Genomic DNA, 17,753 nt, shown 5'->3' with positions numbered 1-17,753 from the left:
AATCAATAAGACGTCCAAGTTTATTTCTATTATACTAATACTTTTTCTTCGTTAGTACGTTTACGTTTATAAACAACAAGTTTGTGATGACTTGATTTACGTAATTCACGTTTCTTCAACATGCCCCAAAGCGGTACCGCAATAACAATAGATGAGTATACACCTGATACTAAACCAATCAATAATGCTAATGAGAAGTTGAATATACTTGATGCACCTAATATCAACATTGCAACAACGACGATAACTACGGTTAAAACAGTGTTGATTGAACGTGTTAACGTTTGTCGAATAGAACTATTCACAATATAGTCTATTTGCTCTTCTTTCGTGATTACTTTTACTTTTTTCAACATTTCACGAACACGGTCAAATGTTACAATCGTATCGTTTATCGAATAACCGATGATTGTCAGTACTGCAGCGATAAACGTTATATCAACCTCGAGTCTAAACAAGCTAAAGACGGCAATAATCATAAAAGCATCATGTAATAAGGAAATGATCGATGCGATACCCATACGCCATTCAAAACGTAAAGAAATGTAAATAATCATACCAATGGATGCAATAATCACTGCTAGCATCGCATTTTTAGCCAATTCTTGACCTATTACAGGTGATACAGTATTCACAGATGGCTCTTTGCCATATGCATCTTTTAATGTTTTAGATACTTTAGCAATTTCATCTTTTGACAAGTCATGTTTATACTGCATCGAAGCATTTTCATTTTTATTTCCACCAATTGATAATTGGTTTGGTTTCAAATCAATCGCTTCTAATTTTTTCTCTACTTGGTTTTGATTGAGTGGTTGATCACTTTGAAGATCAACACGCGTACCAGAAGTAAAATCAATACCTAAGTTCAATTTGAAAATTGATAAAATGATAACACCTGCTAAAATGACCACACCACTAAATGCAAATAGTGGCTTTGCAATTTTCATAAAATCAATCTTATCGTAAGGTGTACTTAAATCCGATACATCATAACCGTCATTAATATTATGAATTTGATTGTTTTTAACACCAAACCACCAAAGTTTTTTCTTGAATACATTGGATTGTACGACTAAAGATAAAAGAATACGTGTTAAGAAGACCGCAGTCACAAAGCTCATTAAAATTGCCAATAATAACATCGTAGCGAAACCTTTAACTGAACTTTCCCCAAAGAAGAAGAGAACAGCGGCTGCAAGTACAGTTGTCAAGTTGGCATCTAAAATAGTAATAAATGAGCTTTTATTTGCTTTTTTATAAGCTTGTTTTAATGTGCGACCAATTCGCAACTCGTCTTTAATCCTTTCGTACATGATGATATTCGCATCAACAGCCATACCTACACCAAGTACTAACGCGGCTAAACCAGGTAATGTGAGGACACCTGAGATAAAATTAAATGCTAACATTGTTAAATAAATATAAGTTGTTAATGTAATGACAGCAATTAAACCTGGCAAACGGTAGAATAATAACATGAATAAGAAAATGATGCTAATCCCAATAATTGATGCAAACATCGTCTTATCTAATGCATCTTGACCAAATTGGGCACCAACTGAAGTTGAATAGATTTCTTTTAAATCAACTGGTAATGAACCAGAATTCAAAAGATCAGCAATTTGTTTGGCTTCAGTTATGCCTTTTTCACCTTGGAAACCACCTGAAATTTCAACATTAGGTGAGTTAATCGGTTGGTCTACAGAAGCTGCTGAAATATATTTTGGATCTTCTTTAGTTTTTTCTTTCGCATAGCTGTCGCCTTTTTTAAAGTCGAGCCATACAACCATTACATTTTCTTGCTTTTTAGAAATTTTTTCTGTTACTTTTTTAAATTTATCACTGTCTTTTAATTTAAAAGTAACTGCGGGTTGGTTCGTATTTTGTTTAAACTCTTGTTTAGCCGAACCTTGAACTAAATCTTTACCAGTTAATAAAACTTTATCATCAGCATCCCGTATTGTTAAATTAGCTTGTGATGATAAAATTTTACGGGCTTGGTTTTGGTCCTTAACCCCAGCAAGTTGAACACGTATACGATTTTGGTCTTCAACTTGTATTTTCGGTTCAGAGACACCAAGTACGTTGACCCGACGTTCTAAAGTTTTAGCTGTGGATTGTACGGCGGTATTATCAATTTTATCGCCTTTATCAAGTGGGTTGACTTGATATAAAACTTCGAATCCACCTTGTAAATCAAGCCCTAAGTTGACATTTTTGATCACATTTTTATATGTAGTGGCCATTCCCGCGAATAATAGCACGACAAGAATAACAAAGGTGATCAATCTACTTGTTTTTTTCACATAAACACCTCATTTTATCTTATGTTTCAAGCATACTTCACTTTACAAAATTAGTGCAAGTGATTTCTAACACGAACTAAAAAAGACATGGGTATAATCCATGTCTTTAATTGTATTAAAGCTGTTCAATACAATCCGTTATGAAGGATCCACTTGTTTAATGGCTTGTTTTTCAAAAGTCAGTTCAGTACCTTTACCATTAACTGTAATGACAGCTGTCGTTTCGTCAACTGCACGAACTGTTCCTTTAATACCACCAATTGTCGTTACACGTTGGCCCGCTTCTAATTGGTCTACCATTTGGCGATGCTCTTTAGCACGCTTTTGTTGTGGACGAATCATAAAGAACCACATAACAACAAATAGCAATATTAAAGGTAATAAACTAATAAGTGAAGACATAAATCTTAGCTCCTATCTAGAAATTTTTCGGATTATCAACATTGAGGCCATATTGTTCGAAAAATTCCTCTTTAAAATCTAAAAGACGATCCTCTCGAATGGCTTGTCTAATGTTCTCCATTAATTTTAACAGAAAATGCAAATTATGATAAGTGGTAAGACGAATCCCAAAAGTTTCATCCGCTTTGATGAGATGTCTTAGGTATGCGCGTGAATAATTTTTACACGTATAACAATCACAATTTTCATCTAGCGGTCTAAAATCCTCTTTATATTGCGCATTTTTTACGACAACACGGCCATGTGAAGTCATACATGTTCCATTACGTGCAATACGTGTCGGTAATACACAATCAAACATATCCATACCACGGATGCTACATTCAATCAATGCATCAGGAGAACCTACGCCCATTAAATAACGCGGCTTATCTTTAGGCATAAACTGCTCAGTAAATTCGACCATCTCATACATGACAGGTTTTGGCTCACCAACAGACAATCCACCTATCGCATATCCTGGAAAATCAAGTTTAACGAGTTCTTCCGCTGATTGTTGACGTAAATCTTTGTATTCTCCACCTTGGATAATTCCAAACAAGGCTTGATCGTTCGGACGTTGGTGCGCTTGTAAGCATCGTTCAGCCCATCTTGTTGTTCTTTCAATAGAATTTTTCACATAATCATACTCAGCTGGCATAGGAGGGCACTCATCAAAAGCCATGATAATATCCGAACCTAAATCATTTTGTATTTTGATAGAATCTTCTGGAGATAAAAAGAGTTTTGAACCATTCGTATGATGTCTAAATTCTACACCTTCTTCGGTAATTTTTCTCAAATTACTCAAACTAAAAACTTGGAAGCCACCCGAATCCGTTAAAATAGGACCGTCCCAATTCATAAATTGGTGTAGGCCCCCCGCCTTTTTAACAATATCATTGCCAGGTTGTAACCATAAATGATAGGTGTTCCCTAATAAAATTTTCGTATTCATTTGTTTTAATTCTTCTGGGCTCATCGTTTTAACTGTAGCTTTTGTACCCACTGGCATAAACATAGGTGTCTCAAACGACCCGTGCGGTGTGTGTACAATGCCTAATCTTGCACCAGATTGTTTACAAGTTTTAATATGCTCATAAGTTACTGCAGGCATAATATTCTCCTCTCAAACTAAATAATAATCATCGCATCGCCAAAACTGAAAAATCGATATTTTTCAGCGACTGCATGACGGTATGCCGAAAGCACAAATTGTCGCGAACTAAAAGCAGATACCAACATCACTAAAGTGGATTTAGGTAAATGAAAATTGGTAATCAAGCCATCTATCGCTTTAAATTCAAAACCCGGATAAATAAATATATCCGTCCATCCACTAGAAGCAACAAATTGCGTATTATTTTGTCGAATGGTCTCTAGTGTTCTCGTTGAGGTCGTACCCACAGATATGATGCGATGGCCCTTAGCTTTAGTCTCATTTAGTAAATCTGCAGTCTCTTGAGACATTTGATAATATTCACTATGCATTTCGTGGTCATCGATATTCTCAACACTCACAGGTCTAAATGTACCTAATCCTACGTGAAGTGTGATAAATGCAATATTAACCCCATTTTCACGAATTTGTTGTAACAACTGATCTGTAAAATGTAAACCTGCAGTCGGTGCTGCAGCTGAACCAGACGCTTTTGCATAAACGGTTTGATAACGATCTTTTTCATCTAATCGTTCTTTAATATATGGAGGGAGAGGCATTTCGCCTAATTCATCAAGTCGCTCTTGTAAAATGCCGTCATAATGCAAGCGCATCATTCGGCCACCTTGATCGAGTTCTTTCATACAAGTAGCAATGATTTTTCCGTCTCCAAAGCTCAAAGATTGCCCTACTTTAATCCGTTTCGCTGGTTTAAGTAAAACTTCCCAGTCGTCACCTTCAATTTGAGTCAACATTAACATTTCAACTTTTGCTAGTGTTTCTTCTTTAACACCAAATAAACGCGCTGGCATTACTTTCGTATCATTTAATACAAGTGTATCGCCTTGTTTGAAAAATCGCGTAATATCTTTAAAATGCAAGTCTTCGGTATCACCAGTTTGTCGATTCAAATATAACAAGCGGCTTTGATCGCGCTGTTTTAATGGTGTTTGTGCGATGAGCGACTCTGGCAATTCATAATCAAATTCTTCAATATTCAAAGTAGTAACTCCTCTATTTAATGACTCGTATATTTAAAATGTTCATAGGCTTGGGGTGTCGCTTTACGACCTCTTGGTGTTCGCTCTAAAAAGCCTCTTTGAATGAGAAAAGGTTCATATACGTCTTCAATCGTAATACGCTCTTCTCCGATTGAAACAGCAATCGTATCTAACCCTACCGGCCCACCATGATATTGCTCAATAATACAAGCCATCATTTTGTGATCAATATAATCTAGACCTTCTTCATCGACTTGTAATAAGTGCAAAGCACGTTTTGTCGTCTCAATGTAAATCATGTCATCTTCATTTACTTGTTGGAAATCCCGTATTCGTTTTAATAAACGATTAGCGATACGAGGTGTCCCACGACTTCTTTTTGCAATTTCTATAGCACTTTCTTCATCAATTGCTGTGCCTAATACATCAACAGTGCGAATAATAATCTGTGCCAGTTCTTGTTCAGAATAATATTCTAAACGTAAATGAACACCAAAACGGTCACGTAAAGGACTCGTCAAACTCCCTGCACGTGTTGTTGCACCGACTAATGTAAATGGTGGTAAATCGATACGTATACTACGTGCTTCCTCGCCTTTTCCAACGATAATATCAATAAAAAAATCTTCCATAGCCGGATATAATACTTCTTCCACAACGCTACTTAGACGATGTATCTCATCAATAAATAAAACATCGCCAGGTTGTAAACCAGTTAAAATAGCAGCTAAATCACCGGGTCTCTCTATAGATGGCCCTGAAACTGTACGTAAATTAACGCCCATTTCATTTGCGATAATATGTGAGAGTGTCGTTTTACCTAAACCAGGAGGGCCAAAGAGAAGGACATGATCAAGTGGTTCTTCACGAATTTTAGCCGCTTGAATAAAAACTTCAAGATTTGATTTGATCGTACTTTGACCTATGTATTGTCTTAGCCGATCTGGCCGTAATGACAATTCAAAAGCTTGCTCATCAGATTGCTCATGGCCATCCATCATTCGATCTTGTTCCATTTGACTCACTCCTTTTTTATGAAACTAATTGTTTTAATCCAAATTTAACTGCTGCATCAACACTTTCAAAAGTTTCACTTTGCATCGCCTTCTCAACCTTTTTCAATTCACGCTTAGAATAGCCTAATGCTTCTAACGCCAATAGTGCTTCTTTTGCATAATGAGAGGTTTCGATAGCATCCGTAGCATTCGAAAGTAGGTCTTCATCGTTCGTTTCGGTAATAACTACTTTACCTTTTAAATCTAATACAATTTGGCGCGCTGTCTTTTTACCGATTCCTGGAAATTTTGTTAAATACGCATCATTTTCATTTTCAATCGCGCGTTTAACTTCATTAGGCGTGCTCGCTGCTAAAATAGCTAATGCAGATTTAGGACCAATTCCAGTCACCTTAATTAAACTTAAAAACATATCCTTTTCTTCTTCATCAATAAAGCCATATAACAATTGAGCGTCTTCTCGTACAATTAACGACGTATAAACTTTAATAGATTGATTAAGATGCTTTTGAAAACGATATGAGTTTGGGGTCTGAATTTCATATCCCACACCCGATGTTGTTTCGACGATGATGTGTGTTGGATAAAGTGCCGTTAAATTCCCAAAGATATATGCATACATCGTAACTACTCCTTATAAATTCATTCCGATAATATCTACATTATAAATATTTTCCATTTGTCTTAATGTGTTAATTAATTCATAGGGATTAATTTTCGCTTTACTCCCATCTAGTGACAGTGTAATGGATGCTTTATTATTGATAGGGACACTTTGATGAATTGTGAGCACAGAAAGTTGAAGCTCTGACAATTTTTCAAGGATACTTGCCAGAATTCCAACTTTATCAATAACAAATAAAATAATGGTATAAGCTTCTGTGCGCTTACGAACCTCATCTAATGGAAAGATAGTGTCTCTATATTTGTAGAATGCACTGCGTGAACAATCATGCATATCCACTGCTTCTTGAATTGTCAGTGATGGGTCATTTTTTAATGAGGATTTTACTTGTAGTACACGCTTCACGACGTAAGGTAGAACATCCTCACGAATAACATAAAATTGATGTTTCATACGCGCATTAGGCGCCTCCTGTTCATTATTCGACAAATTCAAACTCTCCTCCAAGAATACGTACAATATCACCATTCTCTGCACCACGTTCACGTAATGCGTCATCGATACCCATTGAACGCATTTGTCTAGCAAAACGTCGTACTGCTGGGTCACTATTAAAGTCGGTCATTTTAAACATACGTTCTATCGCATTACCACTTACGACATAAGCACCATCATCATCTCTCGTAATTTTAAATTGATCTTGTGAAGGTGTATGTTTATAAACAACACGATTGACACCGATTTGCTCTTCCGTCGCAGAAAAATCAACATCTTTGACCTTATCAAGTGTATTCGCTATTTCATAAAGTAATTGATCAATGTTTTCACGTGTATATGATGAAATTGGAATGATTTTAACCGGTTGATTAAGTTTATTTTTAAATTGTTCCAACTGGTCATGTGCTTCTGGTATATCCATTTTATTGGCAACAATGATCTGTGGTCGCTCTTCTAATCGTTGCGCATAAGCTTTTAGCTCTTGGTTGATAATCGTATAATCCTCATAAGGATCACGGCCTTCTAAACCGCTCATATCAATTACATGCACAATTACTTTTGTTCTTTCGACATGTCTTAAGAATTGATGTCCTAAACCGACACCTTCAGATGCACCTTCAATCAAACCTGGTAAATCAGCCATAACAAAACTACGTTGGTCAGGCGTAACCACAACGCCTAAATTAGGTTGAATTGTAGTAAAGTGATAAGCGCCAATTTTAGGTTTTGCTTTAGAAACGATTGAAAGTAGTGTTGATTTACCAACACTTGGAAAACCAACAAGGCCTACATCAGCAAGAAGCTTAAGTTCCAAAGTTACTTCTATTTCTTCACCAGGTTCACCATTCTCACTAAAATCTGGTGCCGGGTTTTTAGGTGTCGCAAAACGTGAATTACCACGACCTCCACGACCTCCTTTTGCGATAACTGCACTTTGGCCATGTTCCACTAAATCAGCTAATGTTTGTTCTGTTTCAACATCTTTGATAATCGTTCCAGGCGGTACTTTTAAAACAAGATCCTCTGCATTTTTACCATGCATATTACTACTTTGACCGTTTTCGCCTTTTTTAGCTTTAAAGTGTCGTTGATATCTAAAGTCCATGAGAGTGCGCAATCCTTCATCTACTTGGAAAACAACTGATGCACCACGACCACCGTCACCACCGGCTGGTCCTCCAAATGGAACATACTTTTCACGGCGATATGCCGTAATACCATTCCCGCCATCACCCGCTTTTAATGATATTTTAACTTGATCTACAAACATATTTTCACCTCTTTTTCGATTTTTTTGTTTTATTTTAAACGCAAGTTACTTACTTTACGTTTGGTTCTCATTTTGAAACTATGATTATCTTTAGTCTAATCAATATAAAAAATAAACACCAGAAGTTACCTTCTGGTGTCAAAATTTGACAAATTATTCAGCAACTGCATATACAGAAACTTGTTTTTTGTCTCGACCTTTACGTTCGAATTTAACAACGCCATCGATTTTAGCGAATAATGTATCATCGCCACCACGACCTACGTTTTCACCTGGGTAAATCTTAGTTCCACGTTGACGGAATAAGATAGAACCACCAGTAACGAATTGACCGTCTGCACGTTTAGCACCTAAACGTTTAGATTCTGAGTCACGTCCGTTTTTAGTAGAACTTACCCCTTTTTTAGATGCGAAAAATTGTAAGTTTAATTTAAGCATGAGTTACACCTCACTTCAGATTTAATTTAATATACTCATTATATTCTTCTTCAATTGTTTGTAAAGAAACTAACATTGACTGGAGTATCAACTGTGCCTGCTCATTTGATGTATCAACAGATCTCACATGAAAATATCCACCGTCATCACTGTAATCAATATCTGGTCTTTCTGCAGTAAGTCCAATAATAGCGTTAACGCTACCGAAAACAACTGCTGAAGCACCAGCGCAAACAATGTCTTGACCATGCTCAGCAAAGTCAGCATGACCGTCCATTATGACATCTGTTATCTGACCTTCGTCATTCAATTTAAAGTCAACATTAATCATGATTAAGCGTTAATCTTATCAATTGTTAACTTAGTATATGGTTGACGATGGCCTTTTTTGCGTTTTGAATCTTTACGACGACGGTAAGTAAATACAGTGATTTTTTTACCGCGACCTTGTTTGTTTACAGTTGCAGTGACAGTTGCGCCTTCAACTGTAGGAGCACCAACTTTAACGTTGTCTCCACCGACGAATAAAACTTTATCAAAAGTGAAAGTGTCACCTTCGTTTACGTTTAATTTTTCAACGTAAATTTCTTGACCTTCTTCAACTTTTACTTGTTTTCCACCTGTTTCAATAATAGCAAACATACTTTGCACCTCCTAATTATAAGTCACGCCATATATAGGTGACATTGCGTACTTAAAACCTATATTTGAGCGGTTGTATGTAGCTATGAACTACTCAACTACTGAATCATACCATTCGTATTACTTCGTGTCAATAGTACTTAATTGATTTATGAAGCGATTAAAAATGAAATACATAAAGATTAATAAAAGACTGTTCAAAAACAATGTCGGTATGATACGGAAAACTAAAAATCCAAACATATTTATATCAATTAACCCCAATAGACTATAGATCACCATGACAAAAATTTCTAAGAATATCACACCAAGTAGAATCATGCCATAAAGCATTGTGTGATCTCTGAAAAAAACTTTTAAGAATTTATCGGCAATGAGAATGGACACAATGTAACCGAATAAATAAACACCATAAACTTGACCGAAATACAGATCTTGCATGATACCCAATAAGACACCTAAGATTAATGCGGTACTGGTATTTTTATAAATCGCAATGATCATTAAAAATAAAAAGCTTAAATGGGGCACTAATATAAATGAAAAGTGACCTATTGTAACCGGTGATAAAAAGGTAAGCAACGTATCTAGATAAAACATCAATAAGCCTATAAGTACATAATAAATCGATTTCATTATGAATTGTCACCCTTATCGTTAATTACTGTTTTAGGGTCTCTTTTAGCGATATAAACATGAGAAAAATGATTCATGTTTGCCCCAGTTTTAATAGAAACTTGCTTTGATAAACCATATTGATCGTTTTGAACTTTTTCAACTTCACCTACGTAAAGCCCTTTAGGCAATTGATCCCCTAAACCACTCGTTACAACTTTATCGCCCTCTTTAATATCTTCGTTATTATCTATATCACTGACAATAAGTTGATCTGTTTTATCATCATAGCGATCAATTAAACCAAACACTTCATCTGAACCATGTTGGATATTTACTGATAAACGGTTAGTACGTCCCTTAGTTGTAATTAAATTGATTTGTGACGAAAATTGATTCACTTTCGCAACACGGCCGACTAAACCATTGGCTGTCATAACAGCCATATTTTCTTTAATACCAGATTTTTTTCCTTTATCAATGACGACTGTATTTAACCATTGATCTGGTTGGCGTGCAATCACCCCTGCTGAAATAGGCGCATACTCTGAATTATCACTCATATCAAGTTCTTTTTTGAGTTTTTTATTTTCCGATTTAAGTCGTTCATTATCAGCTTGTAATTGTTTCTCTTTATTTGTAGGCGCTTCACTTTTATGGAATATGTCTGTAATAGTTCCCGCTACAAATTGGACTGGATAAGAGAAAATACGTTGCCCGAAGGAAATGGTATCACTCGCATATTGTTCAGGAACCGATTGGGTATTTGACCTGATAGATAATCCAACTAAAGCGATAAAAAGTATTAATGCACAAAACAACACAACGAGTTTGTTGTTTTTAAAAAAATTGGACAACCTCAACACCTCATATTATATGTAAATATATTACTGCTCCTATTTTATATTACTCTTGTTAGTAAATAAAGTACAAGGGTGTGTTGTAATGAGATCATAATGATTTTTGAAGATGATGACTTGAATGGTGCTATGACTTTTCAAATTTACATCGGCTAATATCAAGCAATTATCACGTGTATTTGTACGTCCCAAACATAAAAAGGTTCTTCATTTTTTATGGTGGGATGACATAAGTCATCCTGCTTTTTTGTACAAAAATAGCGCAAATGCCTCTATAAATTTAAGTGACTAAACCAAAAATAAAAGAGACATATTGCGCCTATGTGTAATGATATATTAAAGATAATAATATTAAAATCACTAAAGTTGAAGAAGATGTAGTTATTAGAGGTAAGAAATCTAACGTCATCTTTGGTACCCTTTCATACAAGCCTATGACTTGTCCTCACTGTTATCATACGAATCCAAACCGAATACACAAACACGGAATACGTTTATCGCGAATTACTTTTTTAAGATTCCAAGAGATAGCAGTGTATTTAAAACTGTTAAAACAATGTTTTAAATGTATGGATGGAAAGTGTTACGCTTCTACAGAAAGTATGAGGATATCATTGCTTATACGATTGGAACCCCTCAATTCAATAATGGAGCGATTGAAGGAATTAATCAAAAAGTTAAACTGATTAAAAGAGTTTCATATGGCTATCGCAACTTTTATAACTTCAAAAATCGCATTTTTATTATTTTTAGACTGTATAAAAGACCAAAGAAAAAAGCAATGCCACTTTTCAATAGTGAAATTGCTTAAATAGATTGCGTACCGAGTCGAGACTCCCGAGGCATAGAGCCGAAACCGAAAATCCATTTTGGCTTCTTATGAGCTACAATAAAAGCCAAAATTAGTTGAGGTAAGGCGCCTGGGAAAGCGAGACTCGAAGAAGCAATCGGAAGTTTGCGACTTAATTATTATAGACACATAACCACCATATAAAGTGTACAGCCCATAAAAAACGCCGAAAAAGTAAGGCATTAAGCTTACTCTTTCAGCGTAACTCTCAATTAGAATATGATCGCTTATCATTGAGTTATAAAATGATGGTTAAAATTCATGCCGTTAACTGACGATTAATCAGTAATTATTCTTAGTGACGTTGCCCTTTTGAATGTTGATCCTCTTGGTCTTCTTTGTAGAGGATTTCATCTTTACACCATTCAGAAAATAATCTTTGTGCTTTTCGCTGCTCGTTTTGCTGTTTCGCATGATTTGTTTTCATTTTTACCACTCCTCTATGAGATTCCACAATCACAGCCTAACGTAAATAGACTCTATTTTCAAACGTGCTACCATCGAGGACCTTTAATCGTCTTCATCTTGCTGATAAGCTTCTAACGGTTGCAAAGATATCGGGTGTCCAAGCTGATTTAAATCGTCATACAAATCGTGTTCCGTTGTGTAAATCCGCATATTCTTTTCACCGAAACGATACAGAATAAATTGAGAATCTCTTTCGGCTATTAAATATTCTTTATCATAACCAAGACGTGACATATCATTGACTTGCATAAATTCGTATTTATCTACCCAATTAAAAACATTCCTCATCTGACTTTTAGGAACATTTCTAAACATGTCATTTTCTTGTTGGACATACTTTCGGCCATTCACTGGGATTTCATATCCTTCATTATCAACCGCTTGATAAACTTCTTTATCTTTCATTGGATTCCACGGTTCATTTTTAATCTGAGGAAAATACTTTAATGCAGTAAATACGAGGGCTAAAAATAAAAAGACAACCATGAATAGTTTGAATAAGCTTTTAAAAATCCGCATGCATGCCCTCCACTATATTTTCATTATATTAATCTTAATTCATTCATTGTATTATCATTATAATGGCTTTATTATGTTTTAGCATCCATCTTAAGCATGAAATAAATATAACTTTAGAATGATGCGCTTTTCATACAAAACGATTATTATAGACATATAGGGAGTGACATTGATGAGTATTCTCACATTATTTTTAATTATATTATTAGTCGTTTTGCTATTCAGAGTCGGTATTACAATAATAAGATTTCTAATAAAAGTAGGATTAGTTGTATTAGCTTTATATTTATGTTATAAATTTGGTACGTGGCTTATTGGAAATTTTCAACTTTAGTAACAAAAGGTTCATGCAACATTGCATGGGCCTTTTGTTTTGGTTCTTCATTTTTTATGGTGGGATGACATAAGTCATCCTGCTTTTTTGTACAAAAATAGCGCAAATGCCTCTATAATTTTAAGTGACTAAACCAAAAATAAAGGAGACATATTGCGCCTATGTGTAATGATATATTAAAGTTACTAAAAATTAAAGATAATAATATTAAAATCACTAAAGTTGAAGAAGATGTAGTTATTAGAGGTAAGAAATCTAACGTCATCTTTGGTACCCTTTCATACAAGCCTATGACTTGTCCTCACTGTTATCATACGAATCCAAACCGAATACACAAACACGGAAAACGTTTATCGCGAATTACTTTTTTAAGATTCCAAGAGATAGCAGTGTATTTAAATCTGTTAAAACAACGTTTTAAATGTATGGTTTGTGGTCGGACTTTTACTTCTAAAACAAATGTTGTTGAGGATAACTGTTTTATCTCAAACCATGTTCAGAAAGCCATTATAGATAAAGCAACACAAGTTCGCTCAGAAACTGATATCGCAAGTGATTGTAACGTTTCTGCATCTTCTGTAAAACGTGTGATTCATAAAGTAAGCAATGCCACTTTTCAATAGTGAAATTGCTTAAATAGATTGCGTACCGAGTCGAGACTCCCGAGGCATAGAGCCGAAACCGAAAATCCATTTTGGCTTCTTATGAGCTACAATAAAAGCCAAAATTAGTTGAGGTAAGGCGCCTGGGAAAGCGAGACTCGAAGAAGCAATCGGAAGTTTGCGACTTAATTATTATAGACACATAACCACCATATAAAATGTACAGCCTTTGTTTTTATAAGTCAATCTCACTCAGAATAGATACATAGTTGCTATCCCCTACAATGATGTGATCAAGTACATCAATACCCATCGCTTCTCCACATACAATCAGTCTTTTAGTCGTTTCAATATCTGCTTTAGATGGCGTTGGGTCTTATCAAGAGTAAATTATGAAAAAATGGTTTAAATCAATGTTCTTACTTTAAGTACATGTGTTTAACGTAAATGATAATTAGTTAAATATAAAAAGGTTATCCCAATCAATAGGATAACCTCTTTATACTTTACTTTATGGTTTGGATTCGCCACTTCAAAGAAGAAATGAAATCAGAGCATTGAATGTTCCATTTTCAAACAATATATAAATACCTAGCCCAATGAATACAATTGGTACAATCCAACGTTCATATTTCTCAATTGTTTCCGATATAAAATCGAAGGAAGCTAGACGGTAACTGACATAGCACAAAACTCCAACCATAATTAGAAAGACAATAGTGACAATAAAGATTTCAGACATACTTAAGGTCGTGAAGTACGGTATATAAATGGAAAAGTCATCCGCACTGGAAGCCAATACGATGAAAATCATCGTCAAAAATAACTGATTAAATTTTCCAGAGGAGAATAAAGATAAAATGCTACTTTCATCTTCATCCTCTTCTCCTTTAATCCATATTTTCACGCCTAGGTAAAGTGGTAAAAGTCCAAGTAGTCCGATAACCCATTGCTGAGGAATTAAATTTACAACCCCCTGTGCAACTAAAAGACTTGCTCCTATCACAATTGCAGTCCCTATATATTGTCCTATCCAAATATGTTTTACCTGACCTTTTTTTACTTGCGAAAACAAAAGAATTAATATGACGAGATAATCAATTCCTGTTGCTACATATACCGCAGTAGCCGTCAGTATCGTCGCGATCATTTTATCATCTCCAAATATTTTAGGGATAGGACTTTTCTTCAAAATGAAAAGTCCTTCCGTAAATTGCACACATATAGTACCTATTTATCTTTCACTCTCATCAGTCGCAAACTATTTAATGCTACCAAAATAGTGGCTCCCATATCGGAAAGAATCGCAATCCAAAGGGTTAGCCAGCCTGGAATAACCAATAGTAAGGCAATTATCTTAATTCCGATGGCAAACGTGATGTTCGCTTTGATGATATTTAGCGTTTTCCTGCTAAGTCTTACTGCAAATGGAAGCTTACTTAAATCATCTCCCATTAATGCAATATCAGCTGTCTCGATGGCAGTATCTGTTCCAGCACCGCCCATTGCAATGCCAACAGTGGATGCAGCAAGTGCAGGAGCATCATTGACGCCATCGCCAATCATAGCTACATTACCATACTCGGCTTTCATTTTTTTAATATAGTCCAACTTATTCTGTGGCATCAATTCGGACTGAATATCAGAAACGCCTACATGAGCACCGATTGCTTCTGCGGTACCTTGATTATCACCTGTCAGCATAATTGTTTGCTTGATTCCTAACTGATGAAGTTTTTGAATCACATTTTTACTTGTTTCGCGGACCTCATCTGCTACAGCAATCACGCCGAGGATTGTTTGGTCCGTTCCAATAATCATGGCCGTTTTCCCTTGGTTTTGTAAAACTTTCACTTTATTTTCAAACTCAAGGCTAAAATCGGAAACATTTAATTCTTTAAAAAGCCTTGGACTGCCAATGTAATAGGTTGTTCCATCTATATTCCCTTGAATGCCCCGACCTGTAATAGAAGTGAAGTCCTCCACTCTAACATCGGAATAAGTAATATTATCTTGCTCTGCTTTCTTCATTATTGCTGAAGCAAGTGGATGTTGTGATCGATATTCTAAAGCTGTAATAATGGAAAACAGCTCTTTTTCTTCCACTTGATCATTTAACACTTTAAAATCTGTTACCACTGGTACACCTTTTGTCAGTGTTCCTGTTTTATCAAATGCGATTGCCTTAATGGCTCCTAATTCCTCTAGATAGACACCGCCTTTAATCAACACACCTTTTTTAGCTGCATTTCCAATTGCCGAGACAATCGAGATTGGAGTAGAAATAACTAATGCACACGGACATCCAACTACAAGTACCGCTAATCCTTGATAAACCCAAGTATCCCAACTTCCACCAAAGAATAAAGGTGGAACGACTGCAACGAGCGCCGCAATAACCATAATGATCGGCGTATAATATTTCGCAAATTTATCTACGAATGCTTGCGCTGGAGCGCGCTCCCCTTGTGCTTCCTCAACCAGATGAATAATCTTGGAGATAGTTGTATCCTCTACGTATTTGGTGATTTTTACTTCAAGTAGTCCCTCTTCGTTAAGCGTACCTGCAAATACTTCATCATCTACCGTTTTGGCAACAGGGACAGATTCTCCTGTTATAGCAGCCTGGTTGACAGCCGACACACCATTTATAATGATCCCATCCATGGCAATTTTCTCCCCTGGTTTGACGATCATAATATCACCCACGGCAATATCGTCCACATGGATCATTATTTCCTGACCATTCCGCCTAACAAGTGCTTCTTTTGGGGCAATATCCATCAATGAACGAATGGACTGTCTTGCTCTATCCATAGAAAAACGTTCAAGTGCTTCACTGATTGCAAAGAGAACGACAACAATGGATGCCTCTGCCCATTCACCAATGATGGCAGCTCCAATAACTGCTACGGTCATCAGGGTTTTCATGTCGAAATCAAAGCGTATCAAATTTTGAAAACCAACTTTAAATAGTGAATATCCGCCAATTACAATCGAACCTACAAATAACATGGAAGTTACAAGGTTATCTTCTCCATTTACAAAGTGAGAAAGGTAACCAAAAGCAATCAGTAATGTGGCAAACAGCAATGTGCTGTGTTTTTTATAAAACGGTATTTTCTCTTCTTTAGGAGCCTTAGTGTCTTCTTTGACCGCTTGCATCGATGAATTCGCTAGTTTTTCGGGAAATACCTTAAGATTCTCGAAAGCACCTGCTTTTTCAAGCTCTTGAACCGATGCATTTCCATATACATCAATTTTGGAAGCGCCAAAGTTCACTTTTGCATCCTGAACTCCAGCTAGTTGTTTTACATTTTTTTCAAACTTCCCAGCACAGTTTGCGCAGGAAAATCCCTCCACACGGTAAACATTTTTATCTTCTGTTACCACTGGTTCGACCCGTCTTCTAGCCTTCTCTGGTGCCACTTTAAGATTCTCGAAAGCATCAGCCTTTTCCAGATCTTCAACGGTTGCACTGCCAAAGACATCAATTTTGGAAGCTCCGAAATTGACTTTAGCATCATACACCCCTGGTAGTTCTTTCACATTTTTTTCAAACTTCCCAGCACAATTCGCACACGAGAAACCCTCCACACGGTAAACCTGTTTATCTTCTGTTAATGTTTTTGCTGAACTATCCAATACTAGCAACCTCCCTTTGATGCATGAAAGCTTTTTCTACAAGCTGTTTAACATGCTCATCATCTAGTGAATAATAGACTAATTTTCCTTCTTTACGGTATTTTGCTATACCTAAATTTTTCAATAATCTTAAATGATGGGATGCCGTAGCCGTTGAAGATTCAATGATATTAGCTACATCACAAACACATAACTCTCCCTCTAAAGACAAAACATAAGCAATTTTAACTCTTGTATCATCTGATAGAGCCTTAAAAACTTTCGCTACATCCATAGGATTCTGTTTAGCAAGGTCTTTTTTAGCCCTGTTTACCTTATCTTCATGAATATAGGTAACTTCACACATATCTTTTGTCATAATTATCCTCCTTATTCAAATGACTGTTTGTTTGATGATTATAATATATCCCACCATAAACAAATAGTCAAATGATTGTTTGAATGATATATAATTAATATTA

General features: G+C 35.8%; 20 protein-coding genes, 2 pseudogenes and 1 other annotated feature. Of the genes and pseudogenes, 3 read left to right on the top strand and 19 right to left on the bottom strand.

Annotated elements, in window-relative coordinates; translation table 11 throughout:
• Positions 1-29 precede the first annotated feature (29 nt).
• From secDF to mreC, 13 genes are all read right to left on the bottom strand, one after another.
• Positions 30-2,309 (bottom strand): protein translocase subunit SecDF, encoded by a 2,280-nt coding sequence (gene secDF, locus MUA40_RS05705; protein WP_016425269.1) that lies wholly within the window; start codon positions 2,307-2,309, stop codon positions 30-32.
• A gap of 138 nt (positions 2,310-2,447) precedes the next feature.
• Positions 2,448-2,711: a preprotein translocase subunit YajC gene (yajC, locus tag MUA40_RS05700; RefSeq protein ID WP_016425270.1), complete on the bottom strand. Its 264-nt coding sequence runs from the start codon at positions 2,709-2,711 to the stop codon at positions 2,448-2,450.
• 16 nt (positions 2,712-2,727) lie between these two features.
• Positions 2,728-3,867 (bottom strand): tRNA guanosine(34) transglycosylase Tgt, encoded by a 1,140-nt coding sequence (gene tgt, locus MUA40_RS05695; RefSeq protein WP_016425271.1) that lies wholly within the window; start codon positions 3,865-3,867, stop codon positions 2,728-2,730.
• Positions 3,868-3,884: 17 nt separating this feature from the next.
• Positions 3,885-4,910, bottom strand: coding sequence for a tRNA preQ1(34) S-adenosylmethionine ribosyltransferase-isomerase QueA (queA, locus tag MUA40_RS05690; protein WP_016425272.1), 1,026 nt, complete (start codon positions 4,908-4,910; stop codon positions 3,885-3,887).
• Between the two features lie 17 nt (positions 4,911-4,927).
• Complete coding sequence (gene ruvB, locus MUA40_RS05685) at positions 4,928-5,926, bottom strand: Holliday junction branch migration DNA helicase RuvB (protein WP_016425273.1); 999 nt, start codon at positions 5,924-5,926, stop codon at positions 4,928-4,930.
• A 16-nt stretch (positions 5,927-5,942) separates the two neighbouring features.
• Positions 5,943-6,548 (bottom strand): Holliday junction branch migration protein RuvA, encoded by a 606-nt coding sequence (gene ruvA, locus MUA40_RS05680; RefSeq protein ID WP_167733016.1) that lies wholly within the window; start codon positions 6,546-6,548, stop codon positions 5,943-5,945.
• A 12-nt stretch (positions 6,549-6,560) separates the two neighbouring features.
• Positions 6,561-7,004, bottom strand: a complete 444-nt coding sequence (locus tag MUA40_RS05675; RefSeq protein ID WP_167733017.1) for an ACT domain-containing protein — start codon at positions 7,002-7,004, stop codon at positions 6,561-6,563.
• 25 nt (positions 7,005-7,029) lie between these two features.
• Positions 7,030-8,319, bottom strand: coding sequence for a GTPase ObgE (gene obgE / locus MUA40_RS05670; RefSeq protein ID WP_016425276.1), 1,290 nt, complete (start codon positions 8,317-8,319; stop codon positions 7,030-7,032).
• A gap of 153 nt (positions 8,320-8,472) precedes the next feature.
• The gene (rpmA, locus tag MUA40_RS05665) at positions 8,473-8,757 is read right to left on the bottom strand and encodes a 50S ribosomal protein L27 (RefSeq protein ID WP_014613716.1); all 285 of its coding nucleotides are present in this window, start codon (positions 8,755-8,757) and stop codon (positions 8,473-8,475) included.
• 10 nt (positions 8,758-8,767) lie between these two features.
• Complete coding sequence (locus MUA40_RS05660) at positions 8,768-9,088, bottom strand: ribosomal-processing cysteine protease Prp (RefSeq protein ID WP_016425277.1); 321 nt, start codon at positions 9,086-9,088, stop codon at positions 8,768-8,770.
• A gap of 2 nt (positions 9,089-9,090) precedes the next feature.
• A complete protein-coding gene (rplU, locus tag MUA40_RS05655) occupies positions 9,091-9,399 on the bottom strand; it encodes a 50S ribosomal protein L21 (protein WP_016425278.1) in 309 nt (102 codons plus the stop codon).
• A gap of 11 nt (positions 9,400-9,410) precedes the next feature.
• Positions 9,411-9,484: a sequence feature (ribosomal protein L21 leader region), on the bottom strand.
• A gap of 35 nt (positions 9,485-9,519) precedes the next feature.
• Positions 9,520-10,035 (bottom strand): rod shape-determining protein MreD, encoded by a 516-nt coding sequence (gene mreD / locus MUA40_RS05650; RefSeq protein ID WP_262570031.1) that lies wholly within the window; start codon positions 10,033-10,035, stop codon positions 9,520-9,522.
• Positions 10,035-10,871 carry a rod shape-determining protein MreC gene (gene mreC, locus MUA40_RS05645; protein WP_262570028.1) on the bottom strand — a complete coding sequence of 279 codons (837 nt, stop codon included), beginning with the start codon at positions 10,869-10,871 and terminating at the stop codon, positions 10,035-10,037. The genes mreD and mreC overlap by 1 nt, the downstream gene beginning before the upstream one ends.
• A gap of 577 nt (positions 10,872-11,448) precedes the next feature.
• Between mreC and MUA40_RS05640 the strand changes: the two are divergent.
• A pseudogene (locus tag MUA40_RS05640) lies at positions 11,449-11,685 on the top strand (transposase); the annotation flags it as partial.
• 334 nt (positions 11,686-12,019) lie between these two features.
• Here the strand turns inward: MUA40_RS05640 and MUA40_RS05635 are convergent.
• Entirely contained in the window at positions 12,020-12,151 is a 132-nt protein-coding gene (locus MUA40_RS05635; protein WP_262570026.1) for a hypothetical protein, read from the bottom strand.
• An 83-nt stretch (positions 12,152-12,234) separates the two neighbouring features.
• On the bottom strand, positions 12,235-12,711 hold the full coding sequence (locus MUA40_RS05630) for a DUF4930 family protein (protein ID WP_126496609.1): 477 nt from the start codon (positions 12,709-12,711) through the stop codon (positions 12,235-12,237).
• Between the two features lie 172 nt (positions 12,712-12,883).
• On the opposite strand from MUA40_RS05630, the gene MUA40_RS05625 reads away from it, so the two are divergent.
• The gene (locus MUA40_RS05625) at positions 12,884-13,045 is read left to right on the top strand and encodes a hypothetical protein (protein WP_016425284.1); all 162 of its coding nucleotides are present in this window, start codon (positions 12,884-12,886) and stop codon (positions 13,043-13,045) included.
• A gap of 161 nt (positions 13,046-13,206) precedes the next feature.
• Positions 13,207-13,668: an ISL3 family transposase gene (locus MUA40_RS05620; RefSeq protein ID WP_016426333.1), complete on the top strand. Its 462-nt coding sequence runs from the start codon at positions 13,207-13,209 to the stop codon at positions 13,666-13,668.
• 214 nt (positions 13,669-13,882) lie between these two features.
• Here the strand turns inward: MUA40_RS05620 and MUA40_RS05615 are convergent.
• The 4 genes and pseudogenes from MUA40_RS05615 to MUA40_RS05600 all read right to left on the bottom strand — a co-directional run.
• Positions 13,883-14,023: pseudogene (locus MUA40_RS05615) on the bottom strand (JAB domain-containing protein); the annotation flags it as partial.
• Between the two features lie 156 nt (positions 14,024-14,179).
• A complete protein-coding gene (locus MUA40_RS05610; protein ID WP_000562107.1) occupies positions 14,180-14,797 on the bottom strand; it encodes a CadD family cadmium resistance transporter in 618 nt (205 codons plus the stop codon).
• 80 nt (positions 14,798-14,877) lie between these two features.
• Entirely contained in the window at positions 14,878-17,292 is a 2,415-nt protein-coding gene (locus MUA40_RS05605; RefSeq protein WP_262570023.1) for a cadmium-translocating P-type ATPase CadA, read from the bottom strand.
• Positions 17,285-17,650, bottom strand: a complete 366-nt coding sequence (locus tag MUA40_RS05600) for an ArsR/SmtB family transcription factor (protein WP_029055691.1) — start codon at positions 17,648-17,650, stop codon at positions 17,285-17,287. Before MUA40_RS05600 ends, MUA40_RS05605 begins: the two co-directional genes overlap by 8 nt.
• Between the last annotated feature and the right edge of the window lie 103 nt (positions 17,651-17,753).

This window comes from Staphylococcus schleiferi (assembly GCF_025558325.1).
In the GTDB taxonomy this organism is placed as follows: Bacteria; Bacillota; Bacilli; order Staphylococcales; family Staphylococcaceae; genus Staphylococcus; species Staphylococcus schleiferi.
Note: the sequence above shows the minus strand (reverse complement) of the source record. Positions and strands in the feature narration are given on the sequence as shown.